We start from the raw sequence: 15,033 nt of genomic DNA, 5'->3' as shown, positions 1-15,033 counted from the left end.
ATCGCCCCTGGATACTGTCCATGTCCGGCCTGACCCCCAAGCTGAACGCTCTCAAGGCGACCGTCGAACGCCTGGTGGAAAGCACCATCGAACCCCTGGCAGAGGAGGTGGATCGGGAGGGGCGCTGGCCATCCCATTCCATGCAGGCGCTGGCCGCGTCGGGGCTCACCGGGCTGCAGGTTCCCCTGGAGCAGGGCGGGCTCGGCCAGGGGTTGCTCGGCCTGAGCGTGATCACCGAGGTGATCGGCAAGGCGTGCCCGTCGTCGGCGCTGTGCTTTGGCATGCACTGCGTCGGCACCGCGGTGATCGCCGCCAAGGCCACCGAGCACCAGCGCAACCGCTACCTGCGGGCCATTGCCGAGGGGCAGCACATCACCAGCCTGGCGCTTTCCGAGAGCGGTTCGGGTGCCCACTTCTACCTGCCGGAGACCACCATCCGCACCGAGGGACAGGCCTTCGTGCTCGACGGCACCAAGCAGTTCGTCACCAGCGGCGGCCATGCCGACTCCTACGTGATTTCTACGGTGGCCAACGATATCGCCGGGGAGGCCGGGGATTTCAGCTGCGTAATCGTCGATCGAGACACCCCGGGCCTTGAGTGGCAAGCGCCCTGGGACGGTTTCGGCATGCGCGGGAACTCCTCCCGGTCGCTGCGACTGAACGGGGTGCGGGTACCTACAAACAACCTGTTGGGGGAGCCCGGGGACCAGGTCTGGTATGTGTTCGAGGTGGTCGCCCCGTACTTTCTCATGGCCATGGCCGGGACCTTTCTCGGCATCGCCCAGGCCGCGCTGGACGCCACCGGACAGCACCTGCGCACCCGACGCTACAGCCATTCGGGCGAGTCGCTGCGGCATATCGAGTCGATCCAGCTGCGTTATGCCCAGATGTGGACGGCGCTGGAAAAATCACGCGCGCTGGTCCGCGAGGCGGCGCGCCTCGGTGATCTGGGCGAAGCCCAGGCGTTGCCCTTTCTGCTCTCCTGCAAGGCCGACGCGGCAGAGACTGCGGTGTTCCTGGCCAACGAGGCGATGACCCTTGGCGGCGGCATGGCCTACCGGGAGAACAGCCGCGTCGCGCAGATCCTGCGCGATGCCAGGGCCAGCCACGTGATGTCGCCGACCACCGACCTGCTCAAGCTGTGGGCCGGACGCAACCTGCTCGGATTGCCGCTGCTGTGACGACCGGCCTGCTGGTCGTGGCGCCTGCCGTGCGGCCAGGGTGCTCGCAGGCGGTGCAGATCTGGACGCTGCTGACCGCGGAGGGGCAGCTCTGCGAGCTCATCGACGAGCAGGCCTTGCTGGTTCGTCTGGGCGAGGCTTCAGCCGATGGTCCGGATGTGCTGATTCTCGCGCCCTCGATCGTCCGACCGGTCGTCCTGGCTCGAGCGGTACGCCAACGCTGGCCCAACAGCGAGCTGCTGTTCGTGCGTGATCGCGGCGCCATGGAGGCGTTTCGCCGAAGCCTTGGCGTGGCCCCGCTGCTTGGCGCCTACTGGTCGATCACCGAACTGGATCCTGCCACTCTCTGCGCTCGGGTGGCCCGCGCGGAGGCCGAAGTGAAGCGACGCAAGCGCTTTCGCTCCACCCTCGATCAGGCCAACCGGAACATGGCGCAGCGCGCGGAGGCGCCGACGCGCCGCGCCCAGGTCGCCGACTATTACCTCTCCAGTTTCATCAATTCAGTGCAGGAAGCGCTGGTGGGCATCGACCTCGAGGGGCAGGTCCTGTTCTGGAGTCTCGGTGCCCGGGAGCTGTTCGGCCTTGACGAAAAGCGCGTGTTTGGCCGATCCATCCGGACGCTGCCGTTCTGGAGCGACGAACTGGAGGCGCTGCTCGATGCGCTGGGCGAACAGGGTGAATCGCAACTGCTGGAGGTCTCGTGCGACATCAATGAATGCCCCATGGTCCTCGAACTGCTGGTATCTGTGGTCTGCAATCACCAGGGCGAGCAGGTCGGCATCTCGCTGCTGATTCGCGACATCACCGCTATGGCGGCCCAGCGAGCGGCCAGCGAGGCGCAAGTGCGTGCCGAGCAACAGCACCTGTATCGGCTGTTTCACCAGGCCCCCGGCTTTGTCGCGGTGACCCGGGGCGCGGAGCATCGGGTCGAGCTCGCCAATCGCGCCTTCCGCCAGCTGACCGGCCATCGCGAGGTGCTTGCGCGGCCGTTCGACCAGCTTTTCCCGCACCATGAAGGCCAAACCATTGCCCGCCTGCTCGAGCGAGTGCGCACCTCGCGAAGGCCCTTTGTCGGACGCGGCACGCCGCTGTGGGTCAAGCGCGCGCGTGACCAGGAAGCACAGCTGCGCTATGTGGATTTCGTCTTCCAGCCGGTGATTTCCGAGCAGGGCGTGGTGACCGGCATCTTCTGCCAGGGTCATGACGTCACCCTGCAAAAGCGCGCCCAAGAGCAACTGCAACGCTCGGAAGAAAATCTCCAGACGCTGGTTGAGGAGCGCACCCATGAGCTGGAGCGCAGCCAGCAGGCCTTGTTGCACTCGCAGAAGCTCGAGGCCATCGGCAAGCTCACCGGGGGCGTGGCGCATGATTTCAACAACGTCCTGCAGATAATTGGCGCCAACCTGCAACTGATGCGCGCCGCGCTGCCGGGGGACGCGCCGCTGCTCGACCGGGTGGAGGCCGCCACGGCCGCCGTGGAGCGCGGCTCCAAGCTGTCATCGCAGCTGTTGGCCTTCGCCCGTCGCCAGCCGCTCAACCCGGCGCCGGTGAATCTGGCAAGCCTGCTGCACAACATGGACGACCTGTTGCGTCGCGCCCTGCGTGACGACATCGAGCTGCGTACCCGGGTGGAAGACGGACTCTGGACCACCCTGGTCGATCCCAACCAGCTGGAAAACGTGGTGCTCAATCTCGCCATCAATGCGCGCGACGCCATGGCCTCGGGTGGCTTGCTGTCGCTGGAGCTGGCCAATGCGGTGCTCGGCGAGACCTTCGCCGACGCGCTGCCCGAGGTGGGCGCGGGTGAATACGTGATGCTGGCGGTGTCCGATACCGGCTGCGGCATGGATGCCGAAACCCTTGAGAGAGCCTTCGAGCCCTTCTTCTCGACCAAGCCCGAAGGCCAGGGCACCGGGCTCGGTCTGAGCATGGCCTACGGTTTCATCAGGCAGAGCGGTGGTCATATCCGCCTGTACAGCGAGCCAGGGAGCGGCACCACCATCAAGCTGTACCTGCCGCGCACTGCTCTGGAAGAGGTGGTGCCCCCGCGGCAGCTGGCCGGGCCGGTGGTGGGTGGTCGCGAAACCATTCTGGTGGTCGAAGACGACCCGGCCGTGCAGGCCACGGTGATCGACCAGTTGTCCGGGCTGGGCTACCAGGTGCTGCGCGCCAGCGATGCGCGCGGCGCGCTGACCATTCTCGAGAGTGGCCTGGCGGTTGACCTGCTGTTCACCGACGTGGTCATGCCCGGCCCGATGCGCGCACCGGAGCTGGCCCGCGAGGCGGTGCGGCTGCTGCCGGAGATCGTCGTGCTGTTCACCTCAGGTTATACCCAGAACGCCATCGTCCACGGCGGGCGCCTGGACGAAGGCGTGGAGCTGATCAGCAAACCTTACCGGCTGGAGGACCTTGCCCGGCGTATCAGACATCTGCTGAGCAGCCGCGAGAGTCGACCCGGCGCTGCGGCGAAGGTCGTGGAGTCAGCGGCGAGCCCGACCGTACTGGTGGTCGAGGATCAACCGTCGCTGCTGGAGCTGACCTGCGAAATGCTGCAACTGCTGGAGTACCAGACGGTCGGCGTCGCTTCGGCAGAGCAGGCGCTGGCGTTGCTCGAGCAGCGCTCCTTCGACTTGCTGCTCACCGATGTCGGCCTGCCAGGCATGTCGGGTCTGGACCTGCTTGCCGAAGTGCGGCAGCGCTGGCCGGGGCAGGAGACGATCATCGTCTCGGGGTATGGCGACGGCCTGGGCGAAATTGCCGCCAGGGTGCTGCCCAAGCCTTTTTCCTTCGAGCAGCTCGAGGCCCTGTTGCCCAGTCGTCCGGCTGACTAAAGGTCGTCCCGCACGTCGCGATTCGCGGGATGATCAACGCCGCTCGAGTGCTGGCTGCCTTCAGGGCCAGACGACCCGCGAGCGGTCCGACCAGGAGGCGCACCCCCCATGCCCATCTCCCATAGTCCCCAGGATGATCTTCCGCCCGCCTGCCGTGGCGCTCTGGCCGTGCGGCAATGGCTCGCCTGGCCCCTGCGTCTCTTGTTGGCGCTGGCGCTCGGGTTGTGCGCCGTCTCGCCACTACCGGCGGATGAGTTGCTGGCGGTGCCCGAGCTGATCGGGGCGCTGCAGCAGGGCGGGCTGGTGGTGTACTGCCGGCATGCCGCGACCAGCCGGTTCGGCATCGACCGTCCGGAGTGGCCACGGGTCAGGCAGATCCAGCTGTCCGAGGAGGGGATACTCATGGCCGAAAGCATCGGGCAGGTGTTCCGCCGATACGAGATTCCCGTCGCGGAGGTTCTGGTCAGCCCCTTCGCGCGCAATGAGGACATGGGCCTCATTGCTTTCGGTCGAGCGGAAACCCGCGGTGGATTGCTTGATCTGCATGTGGAGCCGGCCGATCGCCAGGCTCGAATCGACTACTCAATCGCCCTGTTGTCCGAGCCGGTGGCGGGCGGGGGGAACCGGGTGCTGTTCGGACATTCGGCCAATATCCGCGAGTCCACCGGAATCGCGATCGGCAATGGCGCCGCGGTGGTGGTTCGGCCGCAGAGTGATCTGCGCTTCAGTGTTCTTGGGGTGATCGAGCCCACCGACTGGGTGATGCTCGCCGAGACGCCCTCGAACCACGGGCAGCCTGCGCGGCGCCCGTGAAAAAGCCGTTTCGTCAGCCGCGCGATTCATCCGCCGCCGCGGTGGTGGGCGGTACCACGGGGGGCGCCTCGCCACGCCTGTCGCAGCCGCCGAGCACTATCAGCATGCCGAGAAGGGCGGCCAGCCGGAGAGGGCGAGCGGGGCGGCAGGCCGCGGGTTGACGCATGAAAGTTGAGAGCATCTGCATATGGCGCTCCTGTCGGACGGCCCTCACCTTGCGACCGCCGACACCCGTGTGGGGTTCCGGCGGTCGTTCGTTCAGCCCAGCCGCGCCGCGGTCCGACGCAGCAGGTGCGCCGTGCCTTCCCAGCCCAGGCAGCCATCGGTAATGGACACGCCGTAGTCGAGTCGGGCCGCCAGCGGCTGGTTGCCGTCGAAGAGATTGCTCTCCAGCATCACGCCACGCAGCGCCCGCTCACCAGCCAGGCGCTGGTCCAGCACTCGGTCGAGCACAGCCGGCTGGCGGAAGGGGTCCTTGCCACTGTTGGCGTGACTGCAATCCACCAGGATCCGCGCGGCTATGCCCTGGCGTTCCAGCGTTTCCCGCGCCTGCGCCACGTGCTCGACCTCGTAGTTGGGCCCCTGATGGCCACCGCGCAGCACCAGATGGGTGTCGGGGTTGCCATGGGTCTGCAACAGGGCTGTCTGGCCCTCGGCATCCATTCCCAGATGGCGGTGGGGATGGGCCGCCGAGCGCATGGCGTCGCAGGCGATGGCAAGGCCGCCGTCGGTGCCGTTCTTGAAGCCCACCGGCAGGTCGAGCCCGCTGACGAGTTCACGATGAATCTGTGACTCACTGGTGCGGGCGCCAATCGCCGCCCAGCTCAACAGATCCTCGAAATAATCCGCCGCGAGCGGCTGCAGCAGCTCGGTGGCAATCGGCAAACCCAGATCCAGCAGGTCGAGCATCAGCCGCCGGGACAGCGCCAGCCCGGCGGCCATGTCGCCACTGCCGTCGAGCTGTGGATCATAGGCGAGGCCCTTCCAGCCAATGGTGGTGCGGGGCTTTTCCACGTAGGCGCGCATCACCAGGAGCAGGCGGTCGCCCAGCTCGACAGACAGCTCGGCAAGGCGGGCCGCGTAGTCTAGGGTGGCGTCGGGGCAGTGCAGCGAGCAAGGGCCGACGATGACAAGCAAACGTTCGTCGGCGCCGTCCAGCACGGCGCGAACGGCCTGCCGGCTGGTCTCGACCTGATGGGTCAGATGCGCCGAGAGCGGCAATCGCTGGCGCAGTTGTCCGGGGCTTGGCAGGGGGGCACTGGACCGTCGACGGGCCGTGGGCGTCTGGGCGGGACGTTCAGCGACTGAGGTGCAGCAGGGGACAGCATTCATGGCGGATTCCTCTGGCCGGGGCGCCGGCGGTAACGGGTCGACAGGGTTGGCGGTTGGGCTGGCGGAATCGCCAATAGCTGGGGCGGCGGTAGCTCATCGAAATAGTCCTCGGTGGAAAAACAAAAACCCCCGGGCGGGTAGCCGACCGGGGGTTTCTTGTCTGGTGGCGACCCATCTGGGGCGCCTGTGGGGTATCAGGCGCGCTGTTGGCGGTACCAATACCCAAAATAGGAAAAGCCTGCGGCCACGCACGCAGCCGTTTGCCCGATGCGCGAGGCGCCGGGCAGGACGAGAGGCGAATGGATTTTGATGGGCGACAAGGCATGTTCTCCGTTGATGCAACAGACCATACGCAAAGCCAGGCGCGGGTTCAAGCGGCTCGCTGCAGGCCCCGACAGGCTGGCCCCCTCGGCAGTGGGCAAATGATGCGCAGCCTCGTTATGATCGGCGTCATGACCCCACCGATTCGCCGCCCCTGTCCGCCCGCCGCCTGTACCTGTGGAAGCGGAAAATGCACAGGGTGTGGCTTTACCCGCGCCCTGCCAGTGATAAGGTGGTGCTTTATAAGCTCAATCCCCAAACCCCACATGCCGCGCGTGTGGTTGCCGGTTAGTCATGAGGCTAATGCCGTCTGCTCCACGCAGTTTGCTTATTTCATCACGAACAGGGGCGTTAACGAGCTGATTTACTGGGTGAGGCGCTACCGAGTTTGTTCGGCAGCTTTGTCCAACTGGCCACGGGAACCTGTAATAACCCTCAGCCAGACCAAGTGTTAGCGATGGGGCTGCCGTTTGCAGGTAGGCTAGTCTTTAATGAAGCAGTAAGACCGCTATTTGAGCGTGCACATGTTAACCGACTGCAAGCCCAAACCCTACTTCAGCTCTGCGATACCCTCTTGCCCCGCCTGATCTCCGGCCAACTGCACCTGACAGAAGTCGAATCGCGAGCAAAGGAGGATCTTCGTGAGTTTCAGGTGGCGCGCTGGGTTTGAAGGTGTCGACGTCATCGAAGCCCGGGAGGGACTATGGGGCAGAGTTTTTCTCGCAGCATCAGTTTTGGCCTGGTTCGCTTCAACTTCTCCGAACAGGGTATTGGCGTGTCGGTGGTGGTTCCCGGTCTTCGTGCGGGGATCGGTATGCGCGGCGCTTACATCAGGGGCGGGCTTGGCAGCTTCCAATACCGCCGCAGCATCGGTCCTCCGGTGCGAGAGACAACCACCCCTCGTAAAACCGCTCAGCCCTCGAGCGGTTCCCGGATTGTCGAGGACAGCAACGTCATCAACACGACGGAGCACGAGGTCAAGAGCGTTCTGGAGCTTCAGGATTCGACCTCCGATGCGCTGTTGCAGTCGATGAATGAACAGACTTCAAAGCGCCCTGGATGGCCGTTGGCTGCAGTAGGCTTGCTGGCGCTGTTTGTCCTGCTTCTGTGGGGCACCTCTTGGCATGCCGCAGTGTATCTGGCGACTTTCGTCGCCTTCGTCGCCATTACAGGCTGGCTGTTCTGGCGGGATCAGTTGGGCAAGTTGACGGTGCTGTTCTATGAGCCCGATCAGGCGACCAGTGCGCTGTTCGATCAGTTGTGCACGGTGCTCAGTGAGGCGGCGAACGCGCGAAAACTGAGATCGATTGCCTCGACCTCCCGTTACGCCGACCCCAAATACTCTGCCGGAGCCGACCAGGGCGTTCAGCTCGGAGATGCACGTCTTGTGCTTGGGCATGCGCCCGGTGTGGTGGCGAATGTGCAGGTGCCGATTCTCGCCTCGAAGAGGACCACGCTGGCCTTTTACCCGGATTGCATACTGGCATTTCAGGAAAATGCCGTAGGCAGTATTGACTATGCGAATTTTTCTGCCGTGAGCTCGGTCATTCGATTCGTCGAAAATGATTCGCTTGCCCCCGATGCAACGGTTGTTGATAAGACTTGGCAGTACGTTAACAAGAAAGGCGGACCCGACAGGCGCTTCAAGAAGAACCGCGAGTTACCTTATATGCGCCTTCAGTCAGCTGAGTCTCTCGACTCCCGATGGGCTGGATATGCGCTTTGTCGGGTCAAGGCAGGGGGGCTTTGATGGCCTGGCTACGGTGCTTTCGCAGGTGCGGACTTTTGGCCGCCCAGCAGGTACCGCACTAGCTGATTTGCCTAATTCGGATTGGGGTACAGAACGAGCCAATGGGCTGTTCAAGGCCAATCTCTGACAGCGCCCCGCATTATCAGGCCCGGTGATGTTCAGATGCAGCCATTTCAGCTTCGGATGATGGGTTTCCTATGAGTACAGTGATCAGCCAGAAGCTACAGAGCAGCCGCAAAGAGCTTTTGGATATCGGGCTTCGCAACAACATGCTCAACTTCCGCAAGACAGCCAAGACCCTGATAGTGGTCGATGAGTTGTCCGGGGAGGTGTTCAACATCCTCTATCGCCAAGACAAGGCCATGACCTTTGCGCCGATGGCGCGCAAGAAACTGGCTGAGCTGGCAAAGGCTGCGAAGCTGGAGGAAACAGAGGCTGACACTGCCAGTGACGCAGAGTTGCTGCATGAACTGGATAGCCTGGACTGGTCCAGCGTCGCTGACGACAGCGATGAGGATGGATCAGGCAGGGCCCGTCGCCATCTGGATACCAGCTTGCAGACGGCCATCGATAATGAGCGCCTGTTCCTACAGCTGTTGAAGATCCACACCGAGGCTAAAGCCTTTATCGAGGAGCAGGGGGTGAACACGCTGTTCCTCTCTCTGGGCTTTTTGCATTGGTACGAAGCGGATAGCTCTGAAAATCTGCGCAAGGCCCCACTGATACTGCTGCCGGTCAGCCTTGAGCGCAGCGGTGCCAAAGATGCCTTCAAGCTCACGTACTCGGGTGACGAGTTGATGGCGAACCTTTCTCTGGCTGCCAAGCTCAAGACTGACTTCGGCCTGGATATGTCTGCCTGCGGGTTTGACGAGAATTGCTTCGCAACCGATGAGAGCAGTCTTGAGCGCTTCTATGCTGAAGTGGCCGATGTGATCAGCAAACAGTCACGCTGGAAGGTCGCCAGTAACGAGATCGCCCTGGGTTTCTTTTCCTTTGGTAAGTTTTTGATGTTCAAGGATCTTGACCCGAAGAGCTGGCCGGAAGAGAAGCAACCGGGCGCCAATGATGTGATGAAACGTCTGCTTGGCTCAGGTTTCGGAGATATGCCCGCAGCGTATGCAGAAGATGTAAACATTGACTCGGTGATCAAACCGGGTGAAGTGCGTTTTGTGAAAGACGCCGACAGTAGCCAGACCGAGGCAATTCTGGAGGTGCGCGAGGGTTCCAATCTGGTGATCCAGGGGCCGCCCGGCACAGGCAAGTCGCAGACGATCACCAACATCATCGCGGAGCTGATTGGCCAGAAGAAGACGGTTCTGTTCGTTGCCGAGAAGATGGCCGCGCTTGAGGTGGTAAAACGTCGTCTGGATGAAAGTCATCTGGGCGATGCCGTGCTTGAGCTGCATAGCCACAAGGCTACCAAGCAATCTGTGCTCAAGGAGTTGGGGCGGACTCTGGATCAGGGGCGGCCACTGACCAAGGTCGGTGAGGAAGATCTTGCGAACTTGAAAGAGCTGCAAGATGCGCTTAATCAGTATTGCGAAGCTGTGAGCTCCACCGCAGGAGCAAGCGGTTTGCCCTTTGTTGACGTCCTTGGCCGTTACTTGCAGTTGAAACGAGTTCATGCAGGGCTGCCGGTCATTTCTTTTGCGCCTATGGAGGCATGGAGTTTTGCCGAGCAGCAAAAGCGGCGCGCGTTGGTTGAGGAACTGGTGCTGCACCTTGCGGAGATGGGGCGTCCCGACAAAAGTGTCTTCTGGGGAAGTCAGCGTACCTTCTTCTCGCCTATCGAGCAGAGCAGTGCAGATGACGCACTGCAGTTGGCGAGCTCCCATCTCAGCGCATTGCAGTCGGCTACCGCCGCACTTTCTGAGCGGTTAATGCTGACTCAGCCCGCCACCCTGGCAGATGTGGATGTCGTTTGCCGGGCGGCTCGGCGTGCTGCTGAGGCTCCGCGTCTCGAAGGTGTCCAGCTATCTACTGGGGAGTGGCAGTCAAGGCGTGATGTCATTCGCGAACTGCTGGAAGCAGGAGAGCGAATGACGGCGTGTCGCACTAGGCATGACAGCCAGTTGATTGACACTGCTTGGGATCAGGATCTGCTAGAGGTTCGGCAGAGCCTTCAGGCGTACGGCGATAAATGGTGGAGGATCTTTTCGGGGCGCTTCCGTGCAGCCCGGGCTCGTCTGCAGGGATTCGCTCGGGAAGCGTTGCCAAAGACCAATGCGGGTATGTTGGAGCTGGTGGACTCGGTACTGACCTATCAGCAGTGCAAGAAGGTGTATGACCAGCATGAGACATTGGGTAGCGCGTTGTTCGGTGCCCAATGGCAGCGCCAGAAAACGGATTGGGCAGTACTCGAGCGCTTGAGCGCTTGGGTAATAAAGCTGCATGACGATCTGGGAAATGGACAGATTCCTCAAGGCATCATCGCCTTTCTGGCCGGGCATGCCGATGCTAGTGGCCTGGGAGATACGGTAAGCGGAATAGAACAGCACGTTGTCGGGTTGGACAAGGCGCTACTCCGTGCGCTTGAGGTGACGGGCATGCAGGGGCAAAACGCCAACGCTGACGTCAGACAGCTGGGCCTAGCGGCTCTCGGCGAGCGTTTGCAAGAATGGCAGGGAGGACTTTCCGCGCTTTACCAGATGGCGCGGTTCAATGTCCTGGCTCAGCAGATACGCGATATCAAGCTCGACGAATTGCTAGAGATTGCCATCAGCAGTGATGAACCCAGGCAGCTAGCTGCCATTATGGAATTCTCCTGGTATTCGGGGCTGGTGCAGCGGGTCTATGCCGAGAAACCAACGTTGCAGCAGTTCGACCGCATAAAACACGAGCACCAGATCGCGCGGTTCAAATCCCTTGATCTGGCTTCGCTCAATCATGCGCAAACGCACTTGGCTAAACAGGTCTGGGAGGGGATGCCCAATATCAATCAGCCTGGCGAAATGGCCGTATTGCGCGCTGAATTGAACAAGAAGCGCCGGCATATCCCGATCAGGCAGCTGATTGAGAAGGCGGGGCGGGCGATTCAGCAGATCAAGCCTGTTTTCATGATGAGCCCCATGTCGATCGCGAACTTTCTCCCTCCCGGAAAGCTGGAGTTCGATGTGGTGGTGTTCGATGAAGCCTCCCAAGTGAAGGCTGTCGATGCATTCGGTGCCATCATGCGCGGTAAACAGGTGGTTGTGGTCGGGGATACCAGGCAGATGCCCCCTACCGATTTCTTCAGCCGTGATGTCGAGTTGGATGACGAGGATGCGGCGACCGCCGACATTGAAAGCATCTTGAGCATGTTTAAGGTCGCCGGTAGCCAGGAGCGCTATCTGCGCTGGCACTACAGAAGTCGGCATGAATCGTTGATCGCTGTTTCCAACGTCGAGTTCTACGACAGCAAGCTGGTGGTGTTCCCCTCTGCGGGCCAGCATCCGCATGCCAGTGGGGTGAGCTTCGACTATCTGCCAGATGCGCTATATGACCGAGGGCGAACCCGCACCAACAAAGGTGAGGCCAAGGCTGTTGCGCAGGCCGTTATGCAGCACGCGATCCAAACGCCAGAGTTATCGCTGGGGGTTGCTGCATTCAGTGTGGCGCAGCGAGACCTGATCCAGGTCGAAATCGAGTTGCTGCGTCGGCAGATGCCTGAGGCTGAGGCGTTTTTCACCACGCAAGGGAGCGAGCCGTTCTTCGTCAAGAACTTGGAAAACATCCAGGGTGATGAGAGGGACAAGATCTTCATCAGCATCGGCTATGGGCGTAACGAGTCTGGCCGAATTGCCAGGGAGTTTGGCCCATTGAACCGCGAGGGCGGGCACCGCCGACTCAATGTTCTGATCACGCGCGCCAAATTGGCGATGCGTGTTTTCTGCAACTTCAGGGCTGACGATCTTGAGCTCGATGCGGGGGCCAGCCTCGGAGTGAGGGCGTTGAAAAACTTCCTCAAATACGCCGAGACGGGAGTGCTTGAAGTTGCAAGGGAGACAGGCAAGGCGGCAGATTCGCCATTTGAGCTGGAAGTGATAGAGGCGTTGCGGGAAAGGAACTACGAGGTGGAGCCGCAGGTAGGCACCGCGGGCTACTTTATCGACATCGCAGTTAAGGATCCTGATTTTCCGGGGCGTTATGTTCTGGCTATCGAATGTGATGGTGCTGCATATCACAGTTCACGGTCTGCGCGTGATCGAGATCGTTTGCGTCAGGGCGTGCTGGAAGGGTTGGGCTGGAACTTCCACCGGATCTGGAGCACGGATTGGTTCCGCAATCCCCAACAGGAAATCATTCGCGCCGTAGCGGCCATTGAGGCCGCTCGCGCTAGGATAGCGGAGGGGCGTCATGCACTTCCCGAGGCAGCGCCAGAGCCGAAGCATGAGATTGTTCGAGGAGCACCGGCAAAAGACATAGTGCCGAGCTCAAGCCAACCATACGTGAAGGCTCGACTGACGCCAGTGACATCGACGATCGAACTGCATCAGGAAAAGCCCGAACGATTGATGCAGATGATCCGGACGGTGGTTGAGGTTGAAGCACCAGTGCATGCGAGTGAGGTCACGCGGCGGATTATGGAGGCATACGGTGTTGCCCGGGCAGGTGCAAGGATTACCAGCGTTGTGGACGAAGCCATTCGCCTCGGTGTTCGGCAAGGGGTGTACCGTGGCTATGGCAGCTTTGTGTATTGCGCGGATAGCCGGCCCATCCCGATTCGCAGTCGTGCTCATTGGGAATCTACAGAGCGAAAAATTGAGTGGGTTGCTCCGGAGGAGTTGGATCAGGCGTTACTGGAAACGGTAACGCTCGGTTTCTCTATGGGGCGCGAAGATGCCGTCTCTGGTGCACTCGGGTTGCTGGGCTTTGGACGAACTACATCGAAGATTGCGACCATCCTTGAGGAGAGGATAGGCGCGCTTGCCGCTCAAGGGAGATTGCAAGTGGATGATGGAGTAGTCACAGCAGCCGTTAACTTGGGTAGATAGCCGTTACCGCGACTGGCGGAAGGGGGCCTTGGCGCTGTTGGCGCGTGATAAGCCCCTTTAACACCGGACACGGTTTCCCACTTATCATAATGGTAGGCAAACGGTTGTGTTTATGGCTACCCGCAAAGACAGGCATATCGAAGTGCTCGGTCGGGAGCGGCGTCGCCGCTGGAGTGTGGAGGAAAAGCTCGCTATGGTAAGCGGCTTGCCAGCGCCGCCGACAGACTGACCCGCCGGGCAGTGGGCAAGCGAGGCACAGCCTCGTTATGATCGGCGTCATGACCTCGCCGATACGTCGTCCCTGTCCGCCCGCCGCCTGCACCTGTGGGCACGACCAACTGCTGGAAAACGCCGATGGCGACTGGCGCATCCTGCGCCTGACCCGCCAGGAAGAGCGCCGCCTGCTGGATCGCCTGGAAAACCTCACCAGCCTCGCCGACCTCGAACATCTGCAACAGCGCCTGTACGCTCAGCTCGGCATCCGCCTGGCCATCGCCCCCAGCACCAGCGAGGTGCGCAGCATGCGCGGCATTGCCATCGAAATCGAAGCGCTGCCCGGCCTGTGCCGCAAAACCCGCCAGAGCATCCCGGCGGCCATCCGCCGCGGGCTGGCCAAGCGCCCGGAAGTCGCCTTCGCCCTGCTCAACGCCCACGACCTGCTGCGTGACGCCTGAATGCCTGCACTGTTTCCGAAATCCCGACGCCCCTCGTACAGGTTCAAGTACAAGGCGCTGCCGTGATTGGCGCAGCGTGGGCTATTCGTACCCCATCTTCAGCGCCTGGGCCTGGGCACCCAGTTCGCTCCAGCAGATCTGGGCGGTTTGGGTCAGGTAGGCAGGGGAGCGGGGCTTCATGCTGGGCGCCGGTGCCCTACGTCGGTGTCTCTGGCCAGTGGAACACCTGCCGAGAACAGCGGACCCAGACAGCAAAAAGCCCCGTTTCCGGGGCTCTGTGCTCAGTGTTGGTGGGCCGGGGGGATTTTGAACCCACAGCTAGTCCAGTGTTTTCGGGGGCTACATCAGCCCAGTTGGCCGTAACGCCGCTTCCAACATTCCATCAGATGTTGTCAGGCAGAAAATTTCTACTTGGTTTCCCTGTGTAACAGGTACGGCTTAAATCCGGCCGTTCGGTGCTATAGGAGGGGACGTCTGTCGCGGGGAAACGTCCATGTTCGGCTCGGCCAGTGGCGTTCAGCTCTGCATCTACAACAAGACCGAACAGGCTCGCGCAACGGACAAGCTCGACTACTGGGAAAGCGTCTGGCGTCGCCGGGATTCGTTCGATGCCAAGGACCCGGAGAACTACAACCCAGCCCAGGACGTGTGGCGCGTCGAGCTGCGTTATCACCATTCGATCATCCAGCAGTTCGCCAGCGGCTCGGTAGACGTGAAGACTGGGCAAGCCATCGATACGGACTCCTTCGCAGCGTTCTCGGCACACCTCGACGGCCTGTGGCGCTATGGCCTGAGCCCGTTCAAGTTGCTCGCCCGGCCCGGCTACTTCGATCCGATCTGGACGCTGATGCGCGACGATGCGCGGGTCGATCTGCCGGTCGATTCCCTGGTCGACGAGACTGAGTACAAACGGTACTACAAGACCTCTCGAGGCTTCTCAGGCAAGAGCGTGGAACTGTTCCTGGGAAACTTCGTAAGCCTGCTGGCAAGGGAGCGAGTGGGCGCTAGAAAGGGTTTTCACCGCCTCAAGGATTGGGAATGCTGGCCGGTGATTCGTGACCACTACGCCGCCAAGGGTGGACTTGCCCCTACAAAACCGGACACCAACTCCCCGTTAAATTGATGCTGCTGCCAAGCGCCTGAACTCCCTCGGCGAGC

7 protein-coding genes and 1 pseudogene are annotated in these 15,033 nt (G+C 61.8%); 7 read left to right on the top strand and 1 reads right to left on the bottom strand.

The features are described 5' to 3' along the window. Positions 1-20: 20 nt before the first annotated feature. The 3 genes from ACFOMF_RS18255 (at position 21) to ACFOMF_RS18245 (ending at position 4,825) form a co-directional block, all read left to right on the top strand. Complete coding sequence (locus tag ACFOMF_RS18255) at positions 21-1,181, top strand: acyl-CoA dehydrogenase family protein (RefSeq protein WP_386367600.1); 1,161 nt, start codon at positions 21-23, stop codon at positions 1,179-1,181. Next, the gene (locus ACFOMF_RS18250) at positions 1,178-4,012 is read left to right on the top strand and encodes a response regulator (RefSeq protein WP_386367599.1); all 2,835 of its coding nucleotides are present in this window, start codon (positions 1,178-1,180) and stop codon (positions 4,010-4,012) included. Before ACFOMF_RS18255 ends, ACFOMF_RS18250 begins: the two co-directional genes overlap by 4 nt. A 108-nt stretch (positions 4,013-4,120) precedes the next feature. Further along, positions 4,121-4,825 (top strand): hypothetical protein, encoded by a 705-nt coding sequence (locus ACFOMF_RS18245; protein ID WP_386367598.1) that lies wholly within the window; start codon positions 4,121-4,123, stop codon positions 4,823-4,825. Positions 4,826-5,083: 258 nt separating this feature from the next. Here the strand turns inward: ACFOMF_RS18245 and ACFOMF_RS18240 are convergent, their stop codons facing one another. Next, positions 5,084-6,157, bottom strand: a complete 1,074-nt coding sequence (locus tag ACFOMF_RS18240) for a 3-deoxy-7-phosphoheptulonate synthase (RefSeq protein ID WP_386367595.1) — start codon at positions 6,155-6,157, stop codon at positions 5,084-5,086. A 1,024-nt stretch (positions 6,158-7,181) separates the two neighbouring features. Here ACFOMF_RS18240 and ACFOMF_RS18235 point away from each other — a divergent pair. The 4 genes and pseudogenes from ACFOMF_RS18235 to ACFOMF_RS18220 form a co-directional block, all read left to right on the top strand. Continuing rightward, complete coding sequence (locus ACFOMF_RS18235) at positions 7,182-8,228, top strand: DUF4236 domain-containing protein (RefSeq protein WP_386367593.1); 1,047 nt, start codon at positions 7,182-7,184, stop codon at positions 8,226-8,228. Between the two features lie 197 nt (positions 8,229-8,425). After that, positions 8,426-13,201 carry a DUF3320 domain-containing protein gene (locus ACFOMF_RS18230; protein ID WP_386367591.1) on the top strand — a complete coding sequence of 1,592 codons (4,776 nt, stop codon included), beginning with the start codon at positions 8,426-8,428 and terminating at the stop codon, positions 13,199-13,201. Between the two features lie 278 nt (positions 13,202-13,479). Beyond that, positions 13,480-13,875, top strand: a complete 396-nt coding sequence (locus ACFOMF_RS18225) for a hypothetical protein (protein WP_386367588.1) — start codon at positions 13,480-13,482, stop codon at positions 13,873-13,875. Between the two features lie 490 nt (positions 13,876-14,365). Beyond that, positions 14,366-14,950, top strand: a pseudogene (locus ACFOMF_RS18220) (hypothetical protein); the annotation flags it as partial. Between the last annotated feature and the right edge of the window lie 83 nt (positions 14,951-15,033).

Origin of the sequence: Stutzerimonas tarimensis, assembly GCF_042648805.1 — a bacterium.
Taxonomy (GTDB): domain Bacteria; phylum Pseudomonadota; class Gammaproteobacteria; order Pseudomonadales; family Pseudomonadaceae; genus Azomonas; species Azomonas tarimensis.
Note: the sequence above shows the minus strand (reverse complement) of the source record. Positions and strands in the feature narration are given on the sequence as shown.